The sequence below is a fragment of the Colwellia sp. MEBiC06753 genome, assembly GCF_053470325.1.
The window spans coordinates 160,425-185,533 of record NZ_JBQMTM010000003.1 but is presented as its reverse complement, the minus strand read 5'-3'; the positions used below and the strand labels follow the sequence as shown (position 1 = coordinate 185,533).

Sequence of the window (25,109 nt, the reverse complement as noted above, 5' to 3'; positions counted from 1 at the left end):
CCCCATCTAAGGAATCTAGAAAATGCGTTTGGCTTTCATTGCTCTTTCTATTAGCAGTATTGTTTTAGGGGCTACTTCTCAGGCTAATGAATCAATTCAAGTATCACCTGTTACTGTAACGAGTTTACAACAACAATATGTTGAGAAAGAACAAGCTTATGCCCAAATATTTGAGCAAATAGAGCAATTAACTAAAAGCATTGAAACACAAGAATTGGCGTTGCAAGCACTTAGGGCGAAAGGTGATGACCTTGAAGCTGCAAGAGAGAAAGCTTTATTTGAAATGAATATGCAATATGAGGCTTTAGTTGATGACCCTGAAGAAGATATTGCTGCCGCCCAAAACGCTTATCGACAAGCTGTTATTGATCAGAAAAATAATAAAATAGCGATCAAAGAAAAAGTTAATGTTATTGCTGATTTAAAAGAGCAAAAAGTTCAGGCAGATGTCTTACTTATTTCAACTGCAAACCAAAAAGAAGCACTCGCTGAAGAGATTAAATTTTTACGCGTAGCACGTCTACGTGAAGAGTTTGAACAAGTCGACACTAAAACAGTTAGCCAAAATGTCGATTGTGATACTAACGAAACCTTTAAATCATGTGTTACGCGCGGAAACTTGTTAGGTAAGCAAAAAGCTTCCAAGCTATTTTTAAATGATTTATTTGCGTCGGTAACTGAATCAAAACTAGTTGAAAAAAATGCTGTGAACTCAGCAGCTCGTGTCAAGTTACTTAACCACAAAGTAATTTCAGGTAACTTTAGCGGGTCTGGCCAATACAGCACAGATTTAGTTGTAGAAATGCGTGGCTCTTTACCTTCAGAAGAAGCCTGTAAGTTACTTGAGCTACCTGCTAGATACTGCCAAGTAGACTTGTCAGAAGAAAATGCTATTAATGCCTTAGTTGGTCAGTTGACTGGCGCCAGTCAGGCTGACAATCAATCATTGTCTGATGATGATAGTGTGATGTACGAGCTAACTGTTCGCTCTAATCAGTATGACGATGAAGTGTTTATTGATGGCGTAAGTTATGGCTCTACTAAATTATCTGTAATGCTATCTTCTGGCACTCACGATATCTTAATAACTAAACCAGGTTATGAAGACTACCAAGAAAAGTTTAAATTAGATAAAAATAAAGTGATTAAAGCAGAGTTGAATCGCTCAGCTGGTAACTTAGCTTCTGGTGAAAAAATTCAAGACCTGTTAATGGGAGATAAATATGGCCCGACATTAGTAGGTGTGCCAGCTGGTAGTTTTCAAATGGGGGACACTAGTGGTCAGGGTTTGAACAATGAAAGACCAGCTAGAACTGAAAATATTCAAACAGGCTTTGCGGTAAGTGAAAGCCCTGTAACGGTTGGTGATTTTAAACTATTCATTCAAAAAACTGGCTATGTTACCAGTGCAGAAACTGGCGATGGCTGTGCAACTTTAGTTGATGGTAAGCCTGTTTATGATGTTGCGCTAAACTGGCGCAATCCGGGATTTAACCAAACCGATCAACACCCGTTAGTTTGTGTAAATAAAGCAGATATTGAAAAATACTTTGCATGGATCAGCGGCATAACCAGAAAGACATATCGTTTACCAACGGAAGTTGAATGGGAATACGTTGCTAGAGCCGGAAGTGACAATGACTTCTGGTGGGGAAATGATGTAGGTAATGATAATGCTAACTGTGCATATTGTGGCAGTAATTGGTCAAATGTCAGCACATCACCTGTTCAGTCATTTAAAGCCAATAAATTCGGCTTATATGATACGGTAGGTAATGTCTGGGAATTGACCAGTGGCGATGATGTTGTTGCACGCGGTGGTGCATGGAACTTTGCCCCGAAATTATCTAGAACAACGGTAAGACTGTCACTACCAGAAAGTTTCCGCTCAAACTACCTTGGTTTTAGGGTCGTTAGAGATAATTAGTTAAATCTAAGATAAATAATACAAACAAAAGCACAATCAAATAACGGTCCAATTTAGGGCCGTTTTTATTGCCCGCTCATCAAGCACCTACTTTAGTATGTGAATGTTATTTAGATAATAAAACTCTTTGATTAGTAATAAATTAGTTTATTTAGGCTATTACTAAACACATTTAATTTAACTTTGTTAAACCTTAACTAAGTTAAATGGGCTTACAAAATATTTTAATCGTTTGTTGTGTGATTAAAGTAAGGTGCTTTGGCAGAACTGATAGTGCCTTGAACCAAAAATGAAAGTTTCGATGGTTTGATTACTGAAGTTTTTGTACTTTGGCGCAGTAAAAAGGGGCCTAAATCAGCCCCTTGATGTTTATTCATTTATTGCAAAGCTATTTTGAAATGTATGAAACTAAATCTAATACTTTATTTGAGTAGCCAATTTCGTTGTCATACCAAGATACAACTTTGACAAAGGTATCGGTTAATGCAATACCAGCACCAGCATCAAATACTGAAGTACATTTTTCACCGATAAAATCATTTGAAACCACCTGATCTTCGGTATAGCCTAAAATACCTTCTAATTCGCCATGCGCAGCTGCTTTCATCGCTTGGCAAATTTCTTCATAACTTGCTGGCTTTTCCAAGTTAACTGTCAAATCGACAACAGAAACATTAGGAGTAGGAACGCGGAATGCCATACCGGTAAGTTTGCCATTTAATGCTGGAATAACTTTACCAACGGCTTTTGCTGCGCCAGTTGATGATGGGATAATGTTTTGACCTGCACCACGACCACCGCGCCAATCTTTAGCTGATGGTCCATCTACCGTTTTTTGGGTTGCAGTTGTTGCATGCACGGTAGTCATCAAGCCATCTTTAATGCCCCAAGTATCATTTAATACCTTGGCGATTGGCGCTAAGCAGTTGGTTGTACATGACGCATTAGAAACAATAGCTTGGCCTTGATATTCACTATGGTTAACGCCCATTACAAACATTGGGGTACTGTCTTTAGAAGGTGCTGACATTACAACTTTTTTAGCGCCTGCATCAATATGTTTACGTGCTGTTTCGTCGGTCAGGAAAAGACCCGTTGATTCAACGACAACTTCTGCGCCAATAGCATCCCACTTCAATTGTGCAGGATCTCGTTCAGCAGTAACTCGAACAGTATTGCCGTTAACGACTAGATTGCCACCAACAACTTCTACAGAACCGTTAAAACGGCCGTGTGTTGAGTCGTACTTTAACATGTAAGCCATATACTCAACATCGATTAGGTCATTAATACCTACAATTTCAACGTCGTTGCGTTCTTGCGCGGCTCTAAATACAAAACGGCCAATTCGGCCAAAGCCGTTAATACCTACTTTGATTGTCATGTCTGATTCCCATAAAAAACTAATGTAGTAAAATTACATCAATAACCAGAAATATCAAGCTGAATTTAGATTTTTATTAAATAAAGTGAAATATACTTTCGGATTGTTACTAAAATAATTAAAGGAAATGGCCACTTTATTTGCTGAAAAAGAGGCGCTTAGGCAAATGCCATGATAAAATAACAACATCACGGCGTTTTTACGCGCACAAATCATAAAATTAACCTTCGGAAAATTAATATGACACAAGAGAAAGTATTGTGTGACATTGGCTTTATTGGCTTAGGTGTAATGGGAAAAAACCTGGTGCTTAATCTTGCTGATAACGGATACAACATTGCAGCATTTGATTTAAACCATGAAAAAGTAACTGACACTATTGAGCAAGACAGATTAGAAAATAAAACAGATGCTCCTCGTGTTTATGGTTGTTTTTCTTATACTGAATTACTTTCTCAACTAAAAGCACCTCATTTAATTGTACTTTCAGTACCAGCTGGAGAACCTGTCGACCAAGTATGCGAAAGCCTAATTGGAGCGGGTATTCAGCCAGACGATATTGTGATTGATACTGGCAATAGTCTTTGGGTCGATACCGTAGAACGAGAAAAGCGCTATAAAAGCCAATTTATTTTATTTTCTTCTGCTGTCTCAGGTGGTGAAGTTGGCGCGCGTTTTGGTCCAGCATTAATGCCTAGTGGTTCGCCTTATGCGTGGACACGTATAAAGCCAATTTGGGAAGCAATTTCTGCAAAAGTAGATCCGGCCACTGGTAAGCCGATTGAGCGCACTCAACCAGGTGAAGTAATAGAATTTGGTGATCCTTGTGCAGCTTATATTGGACCAGCAGGCGCAGGTCATTATGTAAAAATGGTACACAATGGTATTGAATATGCCGATATGCAGATCATCTGTGAAGCTTATCAAGTACTGCGTGATGGCTTAGGTATGAGTTGTGATGAAATCGCAGATACTTTTGAAAAATGGAACTCAGGTCCGTTAGACAGCTACTTAATGGAAATTTCAGTGGAAGTATTGCGCCATCGTGTAGATGAGAATACGACATTAGTAGATGTGATCTTAGATAAGGCCGGCCAAAAAGGCACTGGCTTATGGACGGCAGTAAGTAGTTTAGAAGTAGGGTGCCCAGCACCAACTATTTCGCAAGCTGTTTATGCTCGCTCTATTTCTTCATTTAAAACCTCTCGGGTTAAAGCATCTGAATTGCTACAAGGCCCTGCGGTCAAAAAGTATACGGCAGAAGAAAAGCAAGCATTTATTACTAAACTTCATGATGCATTATATTGCTCTAAAATTTGCGCTTATGCTCAAGGTTTTCAACTAATGAAACTAGCAGCTAAAGAGCACAACTGGACTTTAGATTTTTCAAGCATTGCAAAAATTTGGCGGGCAGGCTGTATTATTCGTGCAGTATTTTTACAGTCTATTACTGAAGCATTTAATCGTAACGACGAGCTAGAAAACCTGTTGTTGGATGATTTTTTTGTTAAACAATTAAACTTGCATCAACAAAACTGGCGTGAAGCATTGGCTGAAATCACTATTATGGGTATACCTGTTGGCGCGCTTTCTTCTGCCATGTCGTATTACGATTCAATGCGCACCGCAGTATTACCTGCAAACCTACTGCAAGGGCAACGTGATTTCTTTGGTGCTCATACATTTGAGCGCGTAGATAGCCAATCTGGTAAAAAATACCATGTTGAATGGGCTGTTGATGGCAGGCCATTGATCAGCCTATAACTAGGCTTTAATCAGGTTTTGATCTGTCTTTAATGAGATAAAATGAGTAACTATAAATACAAAGACAAACTAAGTGAAGATGCTTATGCGGTATGCCGACTTGGTGCCACTGAGCATCCTTTTAGTGGTAAGTATAATGATCACTGGCAAGCGGGAATTTATACCTGTGTTTGCTGTGAACAGCCGTTATTTCATTCTGATACTAAATTTAATGCGGGTTGTGGTTGGCCAAGCTTTTATCAAAGCATGGCCGACGCTATTTTTTATAAAGAAGATTTGTCACATCATATGGTGCGCACAGAGATACAATGTAGTAACTGCCAGTCACATTTAGGTCATGTTTTTGACGACGGACCAGCACCTACCGGCCAACGTTATTGTGTAAACTCATTAAGTTTAAATTTTGCCCCTGATTAACCCGTTAGCCTGAATTTTAACTTAAGCATTAGCTTAGTCCTTGTTGATTAGACTAATGCTTAGGTGGGCTAAACCTTCCATCGATAATCTTATCTAGCGTCGCTTCGGCTACTTTATCTAAAAAACCAGCATCCAATTGATAAAATTGGCTAAACTGTTTCAGGCCATCTTCGCTAATATCCTTATCTTCTGGTGCATAACTGTTCAATATTTTTAGCCAAATATAAGCTTGTTTAAACTCTTTCTTGTCAGTAAAAATGGTGGTGATTGATTTGAAAATTTCGATATTTATTGGTTCTTCTGGCGCAACTAACTCGAGGGCATGAAACAGTAAATCTAAGGTTTTATCAGGATCTCGTTTAATGTAATAGGTGGCTAAATGAAATTGCGAGGTTTGTGTCTCTAATGCTCTACTTCCTTCAAGCTTTAAAAATTTTGCCAGTGCAGGCTCTGATAAGTAGCGTGACCAATGATAAAACAACAATTCTGGATGTTCAGAATTGCGGGTATCATCGCTAATTTCTTTGATTCGCTCTTTTGCTTTAACAAAATTATCTATACGGTTACGTTGTTTATATTTCAGTTTAATATGCTCAATTTTTGAGGCATGATCCATACAAGCTGCATATTTTTCATAAGCTAATAATAAATCGTATTTTTTTTCTTCTTTCCCTGTTTGTGCTAAATGGTAATTAGCTAAAATGGTATTAACACGCTCGCGTTTGCACCAACTATCTTCATTAAATTCGGAACACATATCAGGGTTATCTTTACATATTTTTGCTAAATCAGGGCCATTATCACAACCCGCTAACATAAAAGAGGCAAGAAAATATAAAGGGGCTCGGTTCATTAATTACTCAGTCTAATTTATAGATTATTTTTGTGTAAGTGCTGGCGAAAACTTTCACGCTGCATTACAATATGCGCCGCATCAAGCGGGTAGCTATTATTTATTATAGGTATTAAAGATTAATATTAGTGTAAAACTGATATTTTAGCTGATTTTAAAATAATAGTTTATCGTTCAATCTACTGAATTAAAAGGTTTTAAGTAATGACTTCTCATCTTGAGGAACAATACCAATCTAGCTGGCAAGAGCGTCAGACTTTCGCAGAAAATATGTTACCTATGATCAGCCAACTTTTCCGTAATAAAGGAATTGAAGTGGCGGTTTATGGTCGTCCATTAGTGAATGCTTCGGCAATTGATATTGTTAAAGCGCATAAGTCTGTAGCATTACACGAAGACAGCAAGCTGCGACTAAGAGAGAGTTTTCCATTTTTAGAAGCATTAACTAAAATGCCTTTATCACCAGCTCGCATCGATATTGGTAAGCTAGCATACAATTACTTATTTTTAGGTGGCGCAAATGGTCTTACTATTGAGCAATATTTAGAAAAAGAATTAGCTGACATTTTAGAAACCAATGCTCCAGCTTCAGAAGCTCAAGATGTTGTACTGTATGGCTTTGGTCGTATCGGTCGTTTATTAGCGCGCTTATTGATTGAAAAAACGGGCCCAGCTTCAAAACTGCGCTTACGCGCGATTGTTATCCGTCCTGGTAAAGATGGTGATTTAGCAAAGCGTGCTAGTTTATTACGTCGTGATTCAGTACATGGTGCGTTTAATGGCAGCATTACTATTGATGAAGAAAATAATGTAATTAAGGCAAATGGTGCGTTTATTCAAGTGATTTATGCAAAATCACCATCAGATATTGATTACACTCAATACGGAATTAACAACGCATTAGTGGTTGATAACACAGGTATTTGGTCAGATGAAGAAGGTTTAGGCCAACATCTTCAATCAAAAGGTGTTGCTAAAGTATTACTTACAGCACCAGCTAAAGGCGATATTAAAAATATCGTTTATGGCGTTAACCACGATATGATTTTAGCTGAAGATAAAATTATCTCAGCAGCAAGCTGTACGACTAATGCTATTACTCCAGTATTAAAAGCAGTAAATGATAAATTTGGTATTAAGAATGGTCATGTAGAAACAGTACATTCTTATACTAATGACCAAAACTTAATTGATAATTACCATAAATCTCCACGTCGTGGTCGTAGTGCACCACTGAATATGGTAATCACGTCAACTGGTGCTGCAAAAGCGGTTGCTAAAGCGTTACCAGAATTGAAAGGTTTACTTACTGGTAACGCGATTCGCGTACCAACACCCAATGTGTCAATGGCGATTATGAACTTAAACCTTAAAGCTGCAACAACGGCGGAAGGTTTAAATGATTACTTAAGAGAGATTTCACTGAAATCAGATCTACAAAACCAAGTTGATTACACTGCGTCTACTGAAATTGTGTCAACAGACTTAGTAGGTTCTCGTTACGCTGGTGTTGTTGATTCACAAGCAACAATTGTAGATGAAGATCGCGCTGTATTATATGTATGGTACGACAACGAGTTCGGTTATAGCTGTCAGGTAGTGCGTGTAATGCAGGAAATGGCAGGTATTTTTGTACCGACATTACCTAGAGCGTAAAAACCTCGAACATAATCAGTAAGAGCGTAGTTGCACTTAAATTGGTTACTGATAAAAGGAGCGTAAGCTCCTTTTTTTTATGCTATTTTTATTATAAATAGAGCGCCAAAATAATTGCTAAATAAATACTAAAGCAAACTCAATAGCTGCCGATAAACTGATAACCCTTATCGTTTAATGCAGTAACCAAGGTATATCACTATGACTATAACTATTCATGGAAACAGTTCAATGAACGTTGATTCAGGCTCGGCACTTGAAATTAAAGGTGCAAAAATGGCTAAAGATCAAATGGAAATTGAAGGTAAAATGGCGCTTGAGCTAATTGAATCAGCCGCAGCAAGCATTCCTAATGTGAATCCGCCAACATTATCATCAGGCAATAACGTTAATATCAAAGTTTAAGTTATTACGTAACCTAGGTACGTATAAGTAGTATCAAACCTGAGTTACCTAGTGTTATTTTAAAACTGATCAAATACAGCGTGCAGGCTTAGGTAAGCCTGCATATTTTGTTGCCTGTTTTGCTGGGCCGTCAGGGAATAAGCGATATAAATATCGACTGCTCGCTTTTTCTTCGCCAAACTCTGCTTTCATCGCTTTTGTTAGCGCACGAATGGCTGGTGAGGTGTTATAGGTTAAATAAAATTGACGCACGAAACGGATCACTTCCCAATGAGCATTAGTAAGCTCAATACCATCTTTTTCCGCAAGCTCAGGGGCAAGAGTTTCTGTCCACTGCGTGAAATCTTTTAAATAGCCGTGCTGATCTAAAGCAATATTTTCTAACATAAGTTTAAGTGATTCTGTGTAAGTCGTTACCAAGTGATTGTTTGAGCAGCTTCAATTGTTAATTGCACTAATTGCTCCATCGATATTTCTACAATAGCTCTATTATTTTCAACAGCACGAGCTTTAAAATGATGCTCGATCACATAAATGTTGTTATTACCTATTTTAGCCGATGCTTGTTCAATTAATGGATGCTTTAAGCCATAGCAACCGTCGTCAAGCAACACTATTTTGTCATTAACCTCAATTAATGAAACAACGGTATTAAGCAATGGCGAGGCAAAAGGGGATTGTCGAATTAGGTGTAAACTGCTCATATTAAAAAGTTAATACCGTTTTATAAGATTTTAACGTTGAATTTAACTCTGTTGATGTTAATGCCGTTAAGCCATCAATCGTTTTCAATTGACTTATTGTCAGACCTCGCTCTTCCAAAGAGCGCTGACAAACAAAAATATGGTCAATATCGTAAAAGGTTAGGGCATCTAGCGTTTTTAAGTAATCTTTAACCTTGACTAATTCACCTTGATGGTTGGCTACTAACTGCCAAACCCCATCGCCAATAAAAAACAACGCTATTTCTTGCTCATAAGAGCCATAAATTAACGCCATATCTAACGCTTCTTTACCATTTAATTGAGCAAAAGGCGCTGTAGTGTTAATGATTGCCATTGCATTGTTAGCGCTATTAACTGTACTCACCACTGCACCACCTTATCTGCTGAACTAGTTAATTCAACCATTTCGCCTAAGCCTGAAATAGTGAATTGTTGACTGATATTTGGTGAGCCATCTTCATCGCTCAGGCCACGCTTTTCTGCTGCCGTAATACATAAATATAACGGTATGTGGTGTTCAGCGTTTAAAGCAAGAAAGTGCTCAATAGCTTGAAATTCATCTGACGGAATTTTAACTAAGGTATTGGCATGTAAAACACCGTTCTGATAAAAAAAGATACCGTTGATCTGATGACCTTGCGCTAATACTGCTTTAGCAAATTCAATTGCGGTCGCGGTATTATTTTGGTGCGGTGCTGTTGTTATTACAAGTGAAAAGGTGACCACAAAATTCTCATCTGCTGGTTGAGCTAAATTAGGGCGTAAAAAAGCCCCGTAAAAACGAGGCTTAGTATAACCTAACTTTAACTAAGTTTTAATCGTCAGAGTTAAAGGCACCTAATAATTGTAAAAGGCTGATAAATAGGTTGTAAATATTTAGGTATAACGACACTGTTGCACGGATGTAGTTACGTTCACCACCGTGAATAATGCGGCTAGTATCAAATAAAATTAAGCCAGACATAATCATTACAATCGCAGCATTAAGTGCTAGCGATAATGCAGGAATGGCAAAGAAGATATTAGCTATACCTGCAACAATTACAACGATTAAGCCAACCATTAAAAAACCACCCATAAATGAGAAGTCTTTCTTACTAGTTAATGCATAACCTGATAACGCAAAGAAGATTAATGCGGTACCGCCAAGCGCTTGCATGATCAGCGAGCCACCGTTAGGTAGAGCCGCGTACATGTTAAGCATTGGGCCTAAAGACGCACCCATTAAGCCGGTAAAAGCAAAAATCCAGAAAATACCATTTGCTTTATCTGCTTGTTTGTTAACAACAAATAGTAAACCAAAAGCGACCAGCGTCATTACTAAAGCAGCAATGTGCGATAAATTCATGGCCATTGAAATACCCGCTGTTACCGCGCTGAACGCTAGTGTCATACCTAGCAACATGTAGGTATTACGTAATACCTTGTTAATTTCAATAGCACTACTTTGACTAGCAGCACCTAGATTCATATTTGTTTGCATAAACTTTCCTCTATGAACTTGTTTACTTTTATATAGATAAGGACTGTTACCTTAAGTTCAAGACCTAATCTACTTTATTTTGACATATTATGACACGGTGTTTTTTAAAATACTACGGTAAAACCTGTTCAAAACGATCAATAATTTGTTTTCTTTTGTAACAAGATAACGCGTGATCATTGACCATGCCACATGCCTGCATATGGGCGTAAATAATGGTAGAACCAACAAATTTAAAGCCCCGCTTTTTTAAATCTTTACTAAACGCATCTGACTCAGGTGAGGTTGCAGCGTAGTCTTTCAATGTTTCAGGTGTATTGACGATTGTTTGATGATTGACAAATTGCCATTGATAATTAGCAAAACTGCCAAATTCTTTTTGAATTTCAATAAAGCATTTTGCATTATTGATTGCCGCTTCAATTTTACCTTTATGGCGAATAATTCGCTCATCTTTTACCAAGCGTTCAACATCATTTTCGTTAAATGCAGCTACTTTGTTTACTTCAAAGTTGGCAAAGGCGGCGCGATAGCCTTGGCGGCGTTTTAAAATGGTGTACCAACTTAACCCAGCTTGAGCAGATTCTAAGATTAAATATTCAAATAACTTAGTATCATCGAAAACGGGAACACCCCATTCTTCATCGTGATAACGTACGTAGTCTTCTTTGGTTTCATCGAGCCAAGGACACCGACAGTGCTTATTCATGTTGAATTAATTTTGATTTAGATAGCGAGGTTTTAGCTACTATATCGTTTTTAAATAGTAATTAAAGCGCTATTACTGACCACAAATTTCTTCGTATAACACCCTAATAATTTTTAATGCAGCGGGATTCGCTACACGATAATAAATAGTTTGTGATTTGCGTGTCGTTGCTACCAAAGATTCTTTTCTTAACTTAGCTAAGTGTTGCGACAACGCAGATTGGCTAATATCAATTAATTCATTTAGCTCGCCAACCGAAAGTTCACCGTCGCCCAAGTGGCAAAGAATAAGTAGGCGATACTCATTACTCATTGACTTCAAAAGCTTTTCTGCTTGCTTTGCATTTTCAGTCATATTGGTTACGTCATTTATTTCCATGATTTTTCGCCTACACTTAATAAAAGATAATTTAATATTAGACAATTCTAATATAATAATCTATATTAGAAAAATATAATTTAGCACAAACTAATATAGGTGTCAGTTTGAACTATTCTGCCATTTTACATTTTGCCCTAACAAAACCTAAAGCGATTTATGGTGCGCTTTGGCTTTTAGTACTTGTCACTCTTGCAATGTTTCCTTTATTGCAAATTGATACCGATCCCGAAAATATGCTCAGTGATGATGCCCCGGCTAGAGTATTTCATACTCAAACTAAGGCTGATTACAACATGCATGATATGGTGGTGATCGGTGCGGTGAGCAAGGACAGCGTTTTTACGCCGGAAAAATTACAAGATATTAATCAAGTATCAAACTTCATCTTGTCACTTGATGGTGTAATTAAGCAAGACTTATTAGCATTAAATGTGGTTGATAATATCAAGCAAGAGCTTTCAGCTAATGGTGAAAATCAAGGTATTCGCTTTGAATACCTTATGAAACAAGCACCAACTACGCAACAAGCCAGTGATGAAGTAAAAACTGCAGTCAAACGCCTTCCAATGTTAGATAACACGCTAGTTTCTGGTGACGATAAAGCAATGGCGATATATGTGCCGATTGTTTCAAAAGATTTAAGTTATGGCATTGCCGAGCAAGTGCGTGAGTTTACTCAGTCTTTAAATTCTGAGCTTGAATTTCATATTACCGGTTTACCCGTTGCTGAAGACCAGTTCGGTGTTGAAATGTTTGTGCAAATGGGCGTAGCGGCACCACTAGCGGGCTTAGCGATTTTTGCTTTACTTTGGTATTTCTTTAGAAATTTTCCATTAATTATTGCGCCAATGATTGTGGCGATGTCGACGGTAATTATTACCATGGGCACATTAATAGGTATGGGTTTTACTGTACATATTATGTCATCAATGATCGCCATCTTCTTGATGCCTATTGCGGTAGTTGATTCGGTTCATATTTTATCCGAATTTTCCGAACATTATCGCCAAGGCGATGATGTTAAAGCGACGATAAAAAAGGTGATGTCGCATTTATATAAACCAATGCTATTTACCTCGATCACCTCTGCAGTTGGTTTTTATTCACTGATGTTAACGCCAATTCCTCCGGTAAAAGTATTTGGTGCTTTTATCGGTAGCGGCATTATATTAGCATTTGCCTTAACCATAATCTTTATCCCTGCGTATATTTCGCGTCTGTCGAATGAAACATTGTCGCACTTACACGAAGCGATTGTTCGTATTGAACAAAAAGGCGTATTAGCCGGTGCATTGGAAAAGTTAGGAAAGTTTGCTCGTAACAACGTTAAATTAATTTTACTCGCTTTCATTGCCTTATTTATTGTTAGTGTTGAGGGGATTCGCCGAATTGAGATTAATGATAACCCGGTAAACTGGTTTAAGGCAGATCATGAGATTCGCGTAGCAGATAAAGTTTTAAACGAACACTTTGCTGGTACCTATGATGTTTGGTTAGTACTTGATTCAATCAAAACCAATAATTCTGAACTGAATCATTCGTTCGTTAGCCTAATTCAGCCGTTAGTAGATGCCGACTTAATTAGCCCTGAATTAGAAAAAGCCATTGAACAGGCAAAATCAAACGAGCTTAGCTATAACAACGAACTGTTAGTACAACTCGATGATTTAAGTTTTAGCGCGCCAGATGCTCAACAAGACGCTATTAGCGAACTGGTTAGCTTGGTCGAGCAGCAAATTAATCAATCAAAATTATTTATGCAGCCTAAAATGCTGAACTGGATGTCACAACTACAAGACGATTTAGTTGAAACTGGATTAGTCGGTAAAGCTAATAGCTTATCTGATATTGTTAAAACGGTTAATCGAGAGTTGCGATCAGGCGAGCAGCAAGACTTCGTTATTCCTAGCTCTAGCGACGGTGTTGCTCAAACGCTATTGCAATATCAATCATCACATCGTCCGCAAGATTTATGGCACTTTGTTTCTAAAGATTACCGCTCAAGTTTAATTTGGTTGCAAATGACCAGTGGCGATAATCAACATACAACTGAAGTGGTTGCGTGGTTAGAGGATTACCTTATCTATCATCCTGCACCTGTGGCGGTAGAGGTTAATTGGGCTGGCAAATCTTACCTAAATATTGTTTGGCAAGATGCAATGGTTAGCGGCATGTTAAACAGCTTATTGTCTAGCTTTGTTATTGTTTTCATTATGATGGTGTTGTTATTTAGATCGATTAAATACGGTGTGCTAGCGATGCTGCCACTAACTTTCACCATTTCGATGATTTATGGCTTAATCGGCTGGGTCGGTAAGTCATATGATATGCCAATTGCAGTGCTATCAGCACTAACTCTAGGTTTGTCTATCGATTTTGCCATCCACTTTTTACAACGTGCACGCGAGTTAGAAAAAGAGCTTGGCAGCTTGCGCTTAGCATTAATTGAAATGTTCAAAGAGCCAAGCCGTGCTATTTCGCGCAACGCTATCGTAATTGCCATCGGCTTTACACCGTTATTGTTGTCGCCGTTGGTGCCTTACATTACGGTCGGCTTTTTCTTAGCGAGTATTATGGCGTTATCAGCATTTGTCACACTAGTGCTATTACCAGCATTGATGACGTTAATTGATAAGCCAGAACTTTCAACTGAGCAATCTTCCTAAACGCAATATTGCTAAAGCTATTTTGCAAAAGATTAGAGGAAAATTTGATGAACAAATTAGTTAAATTAACCAGCTTAACATTCGCCGCTTTTGGCATGTCAGGCGTTGTGTTCAATGCCAATGCAGCAGAATTAAGCGTTGATGACATTATTTCGAAAAGTAACTTAGCGTCATATTACGCGGGTGATGACGGCAGTGCGCAAGCACGCATGGTTATTGTTGATAGCCGTGGTCAAAAGCAAATGCGTCAATTTCATATCTTACGTAAAGATAAAGAGGATTTAGGCGATCAAGACATGATGGTGTTTTTCTCGCGCCCAACCGATGTTAAAGACACGGTGTTTCGCGTGGCGAAAAAAGTAAAATCTGACGATGATCGTTGGTTATATTTACCTGCACTAGATTTAGTTAAGCGTATTTCTGCTGGTGATAAACGTACGTCGTTTGTTGGCTCTCACTTTTATTATGAGGATGTTTCTGGGCGCAACCCAGCTGAAGATAACTTCACTCTAATTGACAACCAATCTAGCGATGCGTTTTATATGATTAAAGGTATGCCCAAAGCACCAGCAACAGTAGAGTTTAGCTACTACTTGGCAGAAATTGATAAGCAAACATTTTTACCAATGGCTGTAACTTATTACGATAACAAAGATAAGCCGATGCGCGAAATGAAGGTATTGTCAGTTGCTGATGTTCAGGGCATACCAACGGTAACGCATTCTAAAATTACCCAATTATCTGACAACAGTTATACCGAAATGCAATTTCGGAACGTGAAATACGATGTTGGCTTGCCGGATGACGTGTTTTCAGAGCGTAGTTTACGTAATCCGCCGAAAAGCTGGTTAAATTAATCTTGAGTGATTTTTGGCTAAAAACATGAAAAGAAACGTTAAAAAATCGGCATCGTTATCTGCATTGTTATCTCCGTTGGTAATGGCTTTGGCTAGCGCTACGCTGGCAACAACCCAATTTGCCTATGCCCAAGAAAGCGAATTTGATGACTGGGGTGATGATTGGGCTGAAACCGAAGTGTCACCGTGGAGTTTTTCAGGATTCGCTGAAGCGGCACGCGGACAATTTTTACAAAATAATGTCACGCAAAAACAGCAAAGTTTATCTGAATTTCGGGTAAGGGCAGATGTTGACTATAGCCATGAGCTATTTGAATTCTCGTTTGCAGGCGATCTTTATTACGATCACGTCCTTGAAAAGTCGATTTGGGATACGCGAGAGTTAAATATCGCGTTTAGTCCATGGCAAAACCTTGATGTAAAAGTTGGGCGTCAGGTTATGACCTGGGGCACGGGGGATTATATATTCCTAAACGATACGTTTCCCAAAGACTGGCAGTCGTTCTTTGCTGGTCGTGACGATGAATTCTTAAAAGTGCCGTCGGATGCATTGCGTTTAAGTTGGTATATCAACAATATCACCTTTGATTTTGGTTATACGCCAGGTTTTACCAGTGATCACTACTTAACCGGAGAGCGTTTTTCGTTTTATTCGCCATTTGCCGGCGATGTGATTGCGCCAGAGCATTTCCCAGTGGTCAACCAAGATAATGAAACTTATTCACTACGAATAAAAACCACTATTGACGGTAGAGAGCTTGCGGCATACGGCTATAAAGGCTATTGGACAAGCCCTATGGGGGCTACCGAACAAGGTTTGGCCTATTTTCCCAAGTTAAATACTTATGGCATGAGTCTACGCCAAACGTTGTTTTCAGGCTTATTTAATATGGAGTTTGCTAAATACAACAGCATTGAAGATGCCAGCGGTAATTTAGCGAATATTCCTAATGATCAAAGCCGCTTTTTAGTCGGTTATGAGCAGGAATTTATCAAAAACCTCACCGTAGGCGTTCAATATTATATTGAAAAGACTCATGACTATGATGGTTACAAACAAAATTTGCCTGAAACAGCCCCCAAAGTTGATGAATATCGGCAAATGGCGACATTGCGCCTAACGCATATGGCCATGCAGCAAAAGTTAGTGAGCTCATTGTTTTTATTTTGGTCGCCCACCGATCAAGACGGCTACGTAAAACCGTCGGTGAGTTTTCGATACAGTGACGCTTGGTCTTTTTCAGTTGGCGGAAACTTTTTCTTCGGCGATCAGGACAATAGTTTCTGGGGACAACATCAAAAAAATACCAATGCTTGGTTACGAGCAAGGTTTAGTTATTAGCCGCTACTTTTTACCAAGTTATTCAGTGTGAATGCAGTAGAAAAGTAGAAAGTGAGTAGTAAAGAGTACATCGATTTTTAGGAGAGTATGTTATGAGTGGTACAACAGTAGAAAGAGCGGTATTTCGCTTTGCAGGTGTGATGGTTTTGCTTTCATTAGCATTAACGTATTGGGTACATCCAAACTTCTTTTGGTTTACCGCGTTTATTGGCGCGAATATGTTTCAATTTTCATTTACTGGTTTTTGCCCAGCCGCAATTTTCTTTAAAAAGCTTGGCTTAAAAACTGAAGCAGAAGCGGTAAAAGCCTAAGGTTCAAACGTAGTTATGTTAAAGAAAACTCCTGAAATAGTGGCAGAAGCACGCATTAGTCTACAAACCCTAACGGCTATTGAAGCAAAGGAAAAATACCATGAAATTGGTGGTGTTGTGCTAGATGTTCGTGAACCAGCTGAATATCAAGCCAAAGCGGCAAAAGGTACGGTTAATGTGCCAAGAGGTATTTTAGAAAGCAAAATGCCAGAACTTTACAGCGACGAAAAAACACCAATTTTTATCCATTGTGCTAGCGGTGCGCGTGCAACATTTGCTGCAGAGCAATTGCAACGCATTGGTTATGAAAATGTTTGGGTTATTACCTGTGGCATAGACCAAGTTGTTAGTTCATTTGATTAATTAGTTAAATTAGTTAAATAAAATTTAGTTAATAGCAAGGACGCTTTTAACCAAGTGCATTAGATTACCAAACGTTTAACGGGACTTTATTGTGTGGCATTTCAACTTTCCTAGCCAAGCCTAGACTTAAGTCTACACATAAATATAAAGCCTAAAATCTAACAACTAACAACTAACAACTAACAACTAACAACTAACAACTAACAACTAACACTTATGCCTGATTATTTTCGGCAGTTAAATGCTATCCAGTTAATTCTTGCCCTAAGAGCAGTATCTATCGCTATTCAATTGGTGCTGATCTTATTCGTCAACCTAATTCTTGGTTATGTGTTACCTCTTACCACTTTGTTACTTATTGTATTTAAAGAGATTTTATTTAATTTTGGTTCTTGGGTTTATCACCAAAAAAAATCAGAAATTAAAGCGAAATACCTATTTATACAACTCATTGCAGATGTTCTTTTCCTTGGCATTTTACTGTATTTCAGTGGCGGCGCGACCAATGCGTTTGTCTCTTTATTACTAATACCCATAGCTATTGCTGCTGTGAGTTTGCCATTAGCTGGCATTCTTATATTGACGATGGCGGCAATATCAATTTACAGCGTATTGCTGTGGTCGCAGCCGATGCACATTATGCACGGAAATATGGAAGGGCACTTTATTGGCATGTGGGTAAACTTTTTGTTTTCTTCTGCTGTTGTCGCGTTTGTGGTCACGCATATGGCTAAAGCAAACCGTTTAAAACAACAGGTCATTAATAAATATCGTGAGCAACAACTTAAACAAGAGCGTATCGTTGCGCTAAGTGTCGCTTCAGCTCAAGTCACCCATGATATAGCTACGCCTATCGCGACATTAAGACTTTTGATTGATGAATTAGCAGAAAGTCTAAGTGATAGAGCTAATCCCGATACAAGTAGCATTGGTATAACTAATATTGATAGTGAACTGGCGCTGTTGACTGAATTTGACACTCAACTGACTAGATGCCAAGAAAAGCTCGCTGAATTTCGAACCAATACTGAGCAGATCAAGCACAATCAATTACTCGCTAAAAATTGTGATGCGCTATTTGAACAAATTGTTCGTCATTGCCAGTTATATTACCCTGAGATTAATTTTGAATTCAGTACAACAAAGGTTAACTGTTTAGTTGAAGCAGACAGTTCATTAATCCCAGCGATTTTAAACATAATTAATAATGCGGTAACAGCAAGTGAAAAAGCCAGCTGTAAACAGGTGAATCTAGTTAGCGAAAAAATTGCTGATGAATGGCATATTACCATTCGCGATTTTGGTGCAGGTTTCCAACCAGCGAGCTTTGCAGAGCTAGGTAACGATATGGTGATCAGTGAACAGGGCTTTGGGATGGCACTGATGTTAAGCAATGCCAGCTTAGAGCGAAACCATGGGCGAATAATGTTAAACAATATTAATGATGCATTAGCAACATCGCCGCAAAGCGCTAATGGGGCAGCAGTGACCATTTGTTTACCATGTTTGCCAGACGCTATGGCTAGTGGGAAGTGTTAAGCATGGTGAAAAAGAAATTACTGATCATTGAAGACGATCATAGCTTTAGTACCATCTTAATACGCCGATTGGAAAAACATCAGCTTATTTGTCAACTTGCAGAAAATACCAGTGAAGCTCTGCTTAAGTGTAAAAGTTTTCAGCCAGATGCAATTTTATTAGATATGTATTTAGATGGCGAAAGTGGCCTAACGCTTATCCCATTATTAAAGGCGAGTAGGCCAGCGGTAAAAATCATCTTGTTAACCGGGTACGCGAGTATTGCAACCGCAGTACAGGCGATGAAACTGGGGGCAGATGACTATTTGGCTAAACCGGTTGATACCCAAACCTTACTAATTACCTTAAATGGTGAAAAACAGACAGATATTGAGCTAAATCAAGAGCCTGTGCTTTCACCTGAGCAAGTTGAATGGGAACATATCAATCAGGTACTCAAAGTGAACGATGGCAATATTTCAGCCGCAGCACGGCAGCTATCAATGCATAGACGAACGTTGCAGCGTAAGCTAAAAAAACGCCCTAGCTTGGCCTTTGTAAATAAAGACCAAGACTAGGGCAAGGGTAAATGTTGCTTTTAGGCAACGTCTGCGGAAATGAAGCCGTTTTAAGTAGTTTGCTAATTCAAATTTAAGAAACTAGCCCCTAAAACCAAAACCAAAACTGAAGTTAAAATTGATAATTCATGCTAAGCCAGAAGTTTCGACCTTCCTGAGGCAAGCGAGACATTAGCGGGTAACCATTGCTTGTTACTCGGTTATAACCTGCTAAGTGGCTTACGTATTCTCTGTCGAGTAAATTATCTATACCTGCCTGAACAAGCAATTCAGCGTTAATATCGTAAGTCAATGACATGGCAAGCAAGCCATAGCCAGAAGTTTTTTGCTCTCGGTTAAGTTTGGCAATATCATGCTGTTTGGCGACAACGCGAGTAACGATATTGGCTTGCCATTTATCCGATAAATAGCTCAGCGTTAAACCAGCATTGGCTGGGGTAATACGATATAGGTTGTCATTAATATCATCACGCTTACCACGCACATAGCTTGCATAGCCATGTACTTGCCAGTACTGATTTAATTGATAAGTGAACTCGCCATCAACACCATATAATTGAGCTTCAACATTGGCAAAGTTTAATACCAAATCTGAGTTCATCATGCTGGCGATCATGCTAATTGTCATATCCGTATTTGGTACAGCTTGAATATAATCATCGATTTGTTGGAAGTAAGTGTCAGCACTGAATGCTAAGGATTTACCTTGATAAGCAAGGCCTAGGTTTATTTGCTTGGCGGTTTCTGCTTTTAACTCAGCATTACCAACGTATGTGTTGCCGTCAGCAAGTCCGCCGGTAGCTTCCATTGGCAACCATAAATAGCGCTCTTGATAAGACGGTGCTCGTTGTTTTAACCCAAGTGTTACATCAAACTGTAAAGCTTGGTTTAACGAGTAACGCCAGTTTGCCATTAGATCAAAATTAGTGTCAGTTTGGTGACGATCTGAGTTGTTGAATTGATTCACTAATCGACCAATCATCGGGTTCATCATTGCCATATGATGATTTACTTCATCAGCATCAGCGCTGATATATTTAACCCTAGCGCCTAGCATTACTTGGTGCTGATCAAACTTGGGCTGCCATTGCACAAAGGCACTGTTTTTTTCGTCTTGGACATTATTAAAATTAACCACATTAAACATTGCGTTGTTTGGGTTGGTAATCGTAGCGTTATGCGTTGATTGATAACCATCAATGCCAGCTAGCCAAAGTTCATCGTTACTTTGCCAATGTAGTTTAAAATCAATATTTTCGGTGTCAGTGTTGTTTCGGCGATAGTTCGCAAGCACGTTTTGCTGGCGAAGGTTAAAGTTATCCATTTCATGATCAGAATTAAAATAGCCTAATTGCCAATTAAATTGACCGTTAGTTACTTGGTGCTGTCCTGCTAAATTGACTTTATTACCGTAAACATAGGTAATATTCATCGGCAATGCTGGCGTGCCAGAATCATGGCTGTCGGTATAATGATAACTTAATGAATAGTCATTTTGGCCAAGTTTCACGCGAGAGTTAAAACCTGCTTGCGTTTTATGATAAGCAGTAGGCTTAACGGTATTACCATCGCCAGATTGATAATCATCAGCGCTATTGCTATCAAAATAAATTAACCCTGCGATTTGTTCGCGAGCAATATTAACTTTAGCGGCAAGGTTTTTAGCATTATTAACCGTGCGGTAACCGGTTAATACTCGTCCAGCAGCTACTGTACCGTCATCGTTAAAGTTTGCTTGGCTTAGTTGGGTATTAACCGCGCCGCCAAGAGTTTCAATGCCCATAGCGACAGGAGCAATACCTCTAGAAACTTCTATGGCTTCGGTAATAATGCTTGGGCTATAACTTAGTGGAGTATCCATAGCATTAGGGCCAGCGCCAATAAATGTTTGGCCGCCAACGGTTGTCGCTATGCGATCACCATATAAACCGCGATATTGCACAATACCAGTTAGGGCGCCATTACGATTAATTGCCGCGCCGGGAATGGTTTGTAGCATAGTAGCTATATCTGGCTGAGTAAATTTATCCCGTTCGACTGACATTATGTTAGCTGTTTGGTTAGTTGCACGAACTTCAATATGTTCAATGGTATCTAAGTTAATATTGTTGTTACTTAATGCTGCAAAAGGCACTAACAATAACGAAAAAGTAATAGTGTTAGTTCTGGTGTTGGTGTTGGTTAATGCTTTACAAATTTTAGATAATTCAAACTTCATAAAATCGACAGTTAATTTTTATAATTTTTGTTAAGTAACTGGATTGTTATGAGTTTTTTAAATGCTGGCAAAACAAAACAAAGCAACTGCGACAATTTGTCACGGTAATTGTTGGTAAATTAAACAAACTAATGTTTTTGGACTTTACTTTGTAAGCTCGGCTTAGATTAATGTTTCATTGTAAAGGATATAAATTTTCGAGAGTTGGCTATTAGTTATACACGGTTGAGTGAATATTCACCGTTTAAACGGCAAAACGCTATTTTTCCTAAATAAGTGCTTTACAAAAAAGTCATCAATCATTAATATTCGCACCGTTCCCACAGATGCGGTAACAATTGGTGAGATGGCTGAGTGGTCGAAAGCACCGGTCTTGAAAACCGGCATGGGTTTGTAGCCCATCTAGGGTTCAAATCCCTATCTCACCGCCATATTAAGATAAAGCCCTGTATTAACAGGGCTTTTTCGTTTCTGGCATACCAGAACCTCAACTCTGCCACATTGCTTAGTCACTTATTAAGGCTAAGCTTATGAGTAAGTATCCTAACTATCTGTACCAGTATCCCGCTTCCAAGAATTATTTTTTTCGATTACGAACCTCCCAACTTAAAAAATCGGCTATCATCCTCTTCGTTCGCATTTCGTTGCTAGTTTAGGCACGGCGAATAAGGAAGAAGCGCAAATACTTGCGTTAGTTGTAAAATATGGAATGGAGATGCATAGGATGTGCAACACAGCAAATCAGTTACAAACTGAGCAACTTGAAACTCAATCATCAGGGATGAAACTTCGCGAAGTTTTTAGCTCAATGTTATTATCGGGCAAGAAGTTTTTGTCTTCACTTGGGGGCGTCGCAAACCTTGATAACACATTATCGGCAGCAAATGATGCTCAAGTTCAAGAAACCCCAGAAAATTATCGCCTTGATGCATTAATTGAACGCTTTTTAATGCAAAAGCAACGTGAGGTGAAAGCAGCAACAATTACTCATTATGAGATTTCGTTCAAATTTCTTATGGCTACACTTGGAGAAAGCTTTGATATTCGAAAACTTAAACGCTCGACAGCGGTTGATGTTTTTGAGGAGCTACAATTGCTACCGGCCAATCATACGAAGAATTGCAGCCAAATTAAACCGTTGGCCGTTAAAACGGTAAATCGTTACATGGTTAACTTTTCAACTTTCTGTGATTGGGTGGTGAATAAGGAGAAAGGCTTAGTTACCAACCCATTTAAGGGGCTTCGTCTAAAATCGAGCAAAAACACTCGTGCTCATCGACGACCATACACTAATGAAGAGTTAAGCCGTATTTGGCATTACCAAGTTACTGACGCGCGAGAAGCACCTGGCATACGTGAAGATATTCGTTGGATTCCCAAGATTGCAATGTACACTGGGATGCGCCTTAGTGAAATTGCTTCGCTTTATGTACACAACGTGACCAAGTTTCAAGGAATTTGGGTTATTACCCTTGGGGAAACCTCAATTCATAATGTGAAAAATTGGACGTCATTACGAATTGTTCCAATCCATTCCCGTTTGATCGAAGCTGGTTTCATTGACTTTGTGAATGAAAGAAAGGCCGATGATCAAAAGTACTTATTTTCACAGGTTTACGCAAAGAAGCAGAAAAGTAGCCAAGATGGTTTTGGAGTGCCAGTTAGTCGTTGGTTTAACCGAACCTTATTGCGGAAAGTGGGTGTTGATAAAGAAGAGCTTTATCATGAAAAATTAATGGTTGATTTTCATTGCTTTCGAACAACAGTTGCATCGTTTTACAAAAGAGCAGGAGAGCAGGCATACATCGTCAGGCAATTGCTAGGCCATTTAGGTGATACAGATGTTACATTTGGTATTTATGGCTCACAGGTGACGACTGATATTCAGGTTCTTAAAGATGTAATTGAAAAGCTAGACTATTAGCCAAGAACACCTTAACTTAAAAGGCGCTGTTTTCAGCGCTTTTTTATGTACACTATCTAGTCCACAGCAAATGTTGATGTGTAGTAAAAATGTGTACTCACTACACAATTATTACGCAAGCTAAATTGTCCGTTCGTAAACGCTTCTAGCGTATATGAGGGCGGTTTTGACGAGATAACGCTTCGTTGAGTCGAGAGTTGGTTTCAACAAGTTCGGCGATAATGTTTCTTAATGCCATAAGCTCTGACTCATGTGACTCATCCAAAGATTTTGCCAATTTTGATACAACATATTGCCAATGATTGAAGGAAAGTGGGTTTGAGGTTGGGGGAGTTAAGCCTGTTTGTTTACATAATTGATTAGATTGTTTAAGCGCAGCATAGTACTGCTTCACGGTGGTATGTTTAGCAGTAGACCCTTTAACTCCTCTTTTTAAACCTACAGAAGATACGGCGGTAGCATAACTTGTTTGTAGTGCTTGTAATTTATCTCTGCCACCGGTTATCCCTCTAGCATTCAATTTGTGAATGACATCTCCAGCTTTATTTGTACGTTTTTCGAGCGGTATGATAATCGCGTGAAAGTGCGGAGATTGTTCATCAAAATGTTCGAAAGTTCTGATGTGGTTCGTGCCAAATCTCTCTGCTAACCACTGCTGTGTAAGCTTTCTCCAGCGCCTATACAGTGCATTAGCATCACTTTTTAAACTACCGTCTTCATTTTTTATAAACTCAGGCGAAAATGATAGTACGAGTTCAATAGCTAATACGCCATTTCTACGTATTTTTACATTGTTTGTTGTTAATATTTGCTTAACGACCTCACAAAGATCACCGTCAGCTCCATAAGTGCGATTTAGGTGTGTATATTTTGCATTTGCATTAGGTGTAGGCCGAGTACGTAAACAATGCGATTGCATGGCTGCTAGCTCACCAAATGACTTAATTTTACCTGCACGTAAAATAGCAAAAGGCAATTTGTTCATCATAATTTCCTGTGACTTTGAGCTAGTTGGATATTCGCCCGTTCTATCAAAGATTGCGTATCCTCAGAAGTAGTCCGTTCCTTTATCTCTGGCACTTTTCTGTGTTTCTTCCTTACTTCAAGCGACACATGTACTCGATATACATCATCAGAATCTGATTTACCTACCTGTATCCAACCATCTGCTTTGATGCGTCCATACATAAGCATAGCTGCTTTGCTTTCATCAATTGCTATTGCAGGGAAGCAGTTTGAATTAACAGCCTTTTTTGAATCATGGTCAAATTTGACGTGAACGGGGGCAAGGGTGGTGAGGTAACAACTCAATTTGTCCTTAAAGAGTAGGCGAACTTTTTCACTACGATTTAAATTTAAATCGTTTACACAGTAACTTTCTTGTTCTGCAATCGTAATATTAAAAATGACAACTTCCATGCCACCTCCCTATAAATAACATTAATGCTTTCTTTGATTGATATTAACAGAATTTATGTTTCTCGACCTGTTGTCGGTTAAATATTATTCGGAATTGAATAGGTGCTATTTAAACCTGTATAAAACATGACCAAACAGTTCGAAAGTATGAAAATAAATTTAACAGAAAAACAAGATGTTATAAAAAAAGCACAACAAACGCTTTGTTT

At 38.7% G+C, this 25,109-nt stretch carries 25 protein-coding genes and 1 tRNA gene; 14 read left to right on the top strand and 12 right to left on the bottom strand.

Annotated features, from left to right (window positions below):
• Positions 1-22: 22 nt before the first annotated feature.
• Entirely contained in the window at positions 23-1,927 is a 1,905-nt protein-coding gene (locus tag ACOB82_RS03990) for an SUMF1/EgtB/PvdO family nonheme iron enzyme (protein ID WP_448211651.1), read from the top strand.
• A 388-nt stretch (positions 1,928-2,315) separates the two neighbouring features.
• Here the strand turns inward: ACOB82_RS03990 and gap are convergent, their stop codons facing one another.
• A complete protein-coding gene (gap, locus tag ACOB82_RS03985) occupies positions 2,316-3,311 on the bottom strand; it encodes a type I glyceraldehyde-3-phosphate dehydrogenase (RefSeq protein ID WP_448211650.1) in 996 nt (331 codons plus the stop codon).
• A gap of 240 nt (positions 3,312-3,551) precedes the next feature.
• Here gap and gndA point away from each other — a divergent pair, with 240 nt between their 5' ends.
• Both gndA and msrB read left to right on the top strand, forming a co-directional pair.
• A complete protein-coding gene (gene gndA / locus ACOB82_RS03980; protein WP_448211649.1) occupies positions 3,552-5,075 on the top strand; it encodes an NADP-dependent phosphogluconate dehydrogenase in 1,524 nt (507 codons plus the stop codon).
• A 42-nt stretch (positions 5,076-5,117) separates the two neighbouring features.
• Positions 5,118-5,492, top strand: coding sequence for a peptide-methionine (R)-S-oxide reductase MsrB (gene msrB, locus ACOB82_RS03975; protein WP_448211648.1), 375 nt, complete (start codon positions 5,118-5,120; stop codon positions 5,490-5,492).
• A gap of 52 nt (positions 5,493-5,544) precedes the next feature.
• Here the strand turns inward: msrB and ACOB82_RS03970 are convergent, their stop codons facing one another.
• A complete protein-coding gene (locus ACOB82_RS03970) occupies positions 5,545-6,345 on the bottom strand; it encodes a DUF2989 domain-containing protein (RefSeq protein WP_448211647.1) in 801 nt (266 codons plus the stop codon).
• 204 nt (positions 6,346-6,549) lie between these two features.
• On the opposite strand from ACOB82_RS03970, the gene ACOB82_RS03965 reads away from it, so the two are divergent.
• Together ACOB82_RS03965 and ACOB82_RS03960 are read left to right on the top strand one after the other, a co-directional pair.
• Positions 6,550-8,001, top strand: coding sequence for a glyceraldehyde-3-phosphate dehydrogenase (locus ACOB82_RS03965; RefSeq protein ID WP_448211646.1), 1,452 nt, complete (start codon positions 6,550-6,552; stop codon positions 7,999-8,001).
• A gap of 201 nt (positions 8,002-8,202) precedes the next feature.
• Positions 8,203-8,406 (top strand): cytoplasmic protein, encoded by a 204-nt coding sequence (locus ACOB82_RS03960; protein ID WP_448211645.1) that lies wholly within the window; start codon positions 8,203-8,205, stop codon positions 8,404-8,406.
• A gap of 69 nt (positions 8,407-8,475) precedes the next feature.
• Here the strand turns inward: ACOB82_RS03960 and ACOB82_RS03955 are convergent, their stop codons facing one another.
• The 7 genes from ACOB82_RS03955 to ACOB82_RS03925 all read right to left on the bottom strand — a co-directional run bounded on the left by ACOB82_RS03955 (position 8,476) and on the right by ACOB82_RS03925 (position 11,701).
• Entirely contained in the window at positions 8,476-8,793 is a 318-nt protein-coding gene (locus ACOB82_RS03955; RefSeq protein ID WP_448211644.1) for a TusE/DsrC/DsvC family sulfur relay protein, read from the bottom strand.
• Between the two features lie 26 nt (positions 8,794-8,819).
• On the bottom strand, positions 8,820-9,110 hold the full coding sequence (gene tusB, locus ACOB82_RS03950) for a sulfurtransferase complex subunit TusB (RefSeq protein ID WP_448211643.1): 291 nt from the start codon (positions 9,108-9,110) through the stop codon (positions 8,820-8,822).
• A 1-nt stretch (position 9,111) separates the two neighbouring features.
• The gene (tusC, locus tag ACOB82_RS03945; protein ID WP_448211642.1) at positions 9,112-9,495 is read right to left on the bottom strand and encodes a sulfurtransferase complex subunit TusC; all 384 of its coding nucleotides are present in this window, start codon (positions 9,493-9,495) and stop codon (positions 9,112-9,114) included.
• On the bottom strand, positions 9,492-9,857 hold the full coding sequence (gene tusD / locus ACOB82_RS03940) for a sulfurtransferase complex subunit TusD (RefSeq protein ID WP_448211641.1): 366 nt from the start codon (positions 9,855-9,857) through the stop codon (positions 9,492-9,494). The genes tusC and tusD overlap by 4 nt, the downstream gene beginning before the upstream one ends.
• Before the next feature lie 88 nt (positions 9,858-9,945).
• Complete coding sequence (locus tag ACOB82_RS03935; RefSeq protein WP_448211640.1) at positions 9,946-10,614, bottom strand: Bax inhibitor-1/YccA family protein; 669 nt, start codon at positions 10,612-10,614, stop codon at positions 9,946-9,948.
• 112 nt (positions 10,615-10,726) lie between these two features.
• Positions 10,727-11,323 (bottom strand): DNA-3-methyladenine glycosylase I, encoded by a 597-nt coding sequence (locus tag ACOB82_RS03930; RefSeq protein WP_448211639.1) that lies wholly within the window; start codon positions 11,321-11,323, stop codon positions 10,727-10,729.
• Between the two features lie 72 nt (positions 11,324-11,395).
• Entirely contained in the window at positions 11,396-11,701 is a 306-nt protein-coding gene (locus tag ACOB82_RS03925) for an ArsR/SmtB family transcription factor (RefSeq protein ID WP_448211638.1), read from the bottom strand.
• 107 nt (positions 11,702-11,808) lie between these two features.
• On the opposite strand from ACOB82_RS03925, the gene ACOB82_RS03920 reads away from it, so the two are divergent.
• From ACOB82_RS03920 to ACOB82_RS03890, 7 genes are all read left to right on the top strand, one after another.
• On the top strand, positions 11,809-14,370 hold the full coding sequence (locus tag ACOB82_RS03920; RefSeq protein WP_448211637.1) for an efflux RND transporter permease subunit: 2,562 nt from the start codon (positions 11,809-11,811) through the stop codon (positions 14,368-14,370).
• 47 nt (positions 14,371-14,417) lie between these two features.
• Positions 14,418-15,227: an outer membrane lipoprotein-sorting protein gene (locus ACOB82_RS03915; RefSeq protein WP_448211636.1), complete on the top strand. Its 810-nt coding sequence runs from the start codon at positions 14,418-14,420 to the stop codon at positions 15,225-15,227.
• Between the two features lie 25 nt (positions 15,228-15,252).
• On the top strand, positions 15,253-16,569 hold the full coding sequence (locus ACOB82_RS03910) for a hypothetical protein (protein ID WP_448211635.1): 1,317 nt from the start codon (positions 15,253-15,255) through the stop codon (positions 16,567-16,569).
• A 92-nt stretch (positions 16,570-16,661) separates the two neighbouring features.
• On the top strand, positions 16,662-16,880 hold the full coding sequence (locus tag ACOB82_RS03905) for a YgaP family membrane protein (protein WP_448211634.1): 219 nt from the start codon (positions 16,662-16,664) through the stop codon (positions 16,878-16,880).
• Between the two features lie 15 nt (positions 16,881-16,895).
• Positions 16,896-17,243: a rhodanese-like domain-containing protein gene (locus ACOB82_RS03900; RefSeq protein WP_448211633.1), complete on the top strand. Its 348-nt coding sequence runs from the start codon at positions 16,896-16,898 to the stop codon at positions 17,241-17,243.
• 216 nt (positions 17,244-17,459) lie between these two features.
• Positions 17,460-18,782 carry a sensor histidine kinase gene (locus tag ACOB82_RS03895; RefSeq protein WP_448211632.1) on the top strand — a complete coding sequence of 441 codons (1,323 nt, stop codon included), beginning with the start codon at positions 17,460-17,462 and terminating at the stop codon, positions 18,780-18,782.
• 2 nt (positions 18,783-18,784) lie between these two features.
• Positions 18,785-19,339 (top strand): response regulator transcription factor, encoded by a 555-nt coding sequence (locus tag ACOB82_RS03890; RefSeq protein WP_448211631.1) that lies wholly within the window; start codon positions 18,785-18,787, stop codon positions 19,337-19,339.
• A 112-nt stretch (positions 19,340-19,451) separates the two neighbouring features.
• Here the strand turns inward: ACOB82_RS03890 and ACOB82_RS03885 are convergent, their stop codons facing one another.
• Positions 19,452-21,557 (bottom strand): TonB-dependent receptor, encoded by a 2,106-nt coding sequence (locus ACOB82_RS03885; protein ID WP_448211630.1) that lies wholly within the window; start codon positions 21,555-21,557, stop codon positions 19,452-19,454.
• Positions 21,558-21,897: 340 nt separating this feature from the next.
• On the opposite strand from ACOB82_RS03885, the gene ACOB82_RS03880 reads away from it, so the two are divergent.
• Together ACOB82_RS03880 and ACOB82_RS03875 are read left to right on the top strand one after the other, a co-directional pair.
• A tRNA-Ser gene (locus ACOB82_RS03880) sits at positions 21,898-21,988 on the top strand.
• A 293-nt stretch (positions 21,989-22,281) separates the two neighbouring features.
• Positions 22,282-23,481, top strand: coding sequence for a site-specific integrase (locus ACOB82_RS03875; RefSeq protein ID WP_448211629.1), 1,200 nt, complete (start codon positions 22,282-22,284; stop codon positions 23,479-23,481).
• Positions 23,482-23,626: 145 nt separating this feature from the next.
• Here the strand turns inward: ACOB82_RS03875 and mobV are convergent, their stop codons facing one another.
• Together mobV and ACOB82_RS03865 are read right to left on the bottom strand one after the other, a co-directional pair.
• Complete coding sequence (gene mobV, locus ACOB82_RS03870; protein ID WP_448211628.1) at positions 23,627-24,466, bottom strand: MobV family relaxase; 840 nt, start codon at positions 24,464-24,466, stop codon at positions 23,627-23,629.
• Positions 24,466-24,900: a hypothetical protein gene (locus ACOB82_RS03865; protein ID WP_448211627.1), complete on the bottom strand. Its 435-nt coding sequence runs from the start codon at positions 24,898-24,900 to the stop codon at positions 24,466-24,468. The genes mobV and ACOB82_RS03865 overlap by 1 nt, the downstream gene beginning before the upstream one ends.
• Between the last annotated feature and the right edge of the window lie 209 nt (positions 24,901-25,109).

Bases quoted from the DNA above. Each gene is read 5' to 3' on its own strand.
- ACOB82_RS03990 (WP_448211651.1), top strand. From the start codon at position 23: ATGCGTTTGGCTTTCATTGCTCTTTCTATTAGCAGTATTGTTTTAGGG.
- gap (WP_448211650.1), bottom strand. From the start codon at position 3,311: ATGACAATCAAAGTAGGTATTAACGGCTTTGGCCGAATTGGCCGTTTT.
- gndA (WP_448211649.1), top strand. From the start codon at position 3,552: ATGACACAAGAGAAAGTATTGTGTGACATTGGCTTTATTGGCTTAGGT.
- msrB (WP_448211648.1), top strand. From the start codon at position 5,118: ATGAGTAACTATAAATACAAAGACAAACTAAGTGAAGATGCTTATGCG.
- ACOB82_RS03970 (WP_448211647.1), bottom strand. From the start codon at position 6,345: ATGAACCGAGCCCCTTTATATTTTCTTGCCTCTTTTATGTTAGCGGGT.
- ACOB82_RS03965 (WP_448211646.1), top strand. From the start codon at position 6,550: ATGACTTCTCATCTTGAGGAACAATACCAATCTAGCTGGCAAGAGCGT.
- ACOB82_RS03960 (WP_448211645.1), top strand. From the start codon at position 8,203: ATGACTATAACTATTCATGGAAACAGTTCAATGAACGTTGATTCAGGC.
- ACOB82_RS03955 (WP_448211644.1), bottom strand. From the start codon at position 8,793: ATGTTAGAAAATATTGCTTTAGATCAGCACGGCTATTTAAAAGATTTC.
- tusB (WP_448211643.1), bottom strand. From the start codon at position 9,110: ATGAGCAGTTTACACCTAATTCGACAATCCCCTTTTGCCTCGCCATTG.
- ACOB82_RS03935 (WP_448211640.1), bottom strand. From the start codon at position 10,614: ATGCAAACAAATATGAATCTAGGTGCTGCTAGTCAAAGTAGTGCTATT.
- ACOB82_RS03930 (WP_448211639.1), bottom strand. From the start codon at position 11,323: ATGAATAAGCACTGTCGGTGTCCTTGGCTCGATGAAACCAAAGAAGAC.
- ACOB82_RS03925 (WP_448211638.1), bottom strand. From the start codon at position 11,701: ATGGAAATAAATGACGTAACCAATATGACTGAAAATGCAAAGCAAGCA.
- ACOB82_RS03915 (WP_448211636.1), top strand. From the start codon at position 14,418: ATGAACAAATTAGTTAAATTAACCAGCTTAACATTCGCCGCTTTTGGC.
- ACOB82_RS03910 (WP_448211635.1), top strand. From the start codon at position 15,253: ATGAAAAGAAACGTTAAAAAATCGGCATCGTTATCTGCATTGTTATCT.
- ACOB82_RS03905 (WP_448211634.1), top strand. From the start codon at position 16,662: ATGAGTGGTACAACAGTAGAAAGAGCGGTATTTCGCTTTGCAGGTGTG.
- ACOB82_RS03900 (WP_448211633.1), top strand. From the start codon at position 16,896: ATGTTAAAGAAAACTCCTGAAATAGTGGCAGAAGCACGCATTAGTCTA.
- ACOB82_RS03895 (WP_448211632.1), top strand. From the start codon at position 17,460: ATGCCTGATTATTTTCGGCAGTTAAATGCTATCCAGTTAATTCTTGCC.
- ACOB82_RS03890 (WP_448211631.1), top strand. From the start codon at position 18,785: ATGGTGAAAAAGAAATTACTGATCATTGAAGACGATCATAGCTTTAGT.
- ACOB82_RS03885 (WP_448211630.1), bottom strand. From the start codon at position 21,557: ATGAAGTTTGAATTATCTAAAATTTGTAAAGCATTAACCAACACCAAC.
- ACOB82_RS03875 (WP_448211629.1), top strand. From the start codon at position 22,282: ATGTGCAACACAGCAAATCAGTTACAAACTGAGCAACTTGAAACTCAA.
- mobV (WP_448211628.1), bottom strand. From the start codon at position 24,466: ATGAACAAATTGCCTTTTGCTATTTTACGTGCAGGTAAAATTAAGTCA.
- ACOB82_RS03865 (WP_448211627.1), bottom strand. From the start codon at position 24,900: ATGGAAGTTGTCATTTTTAATATTACGATTGCAGAACAAGAAAGTTAC.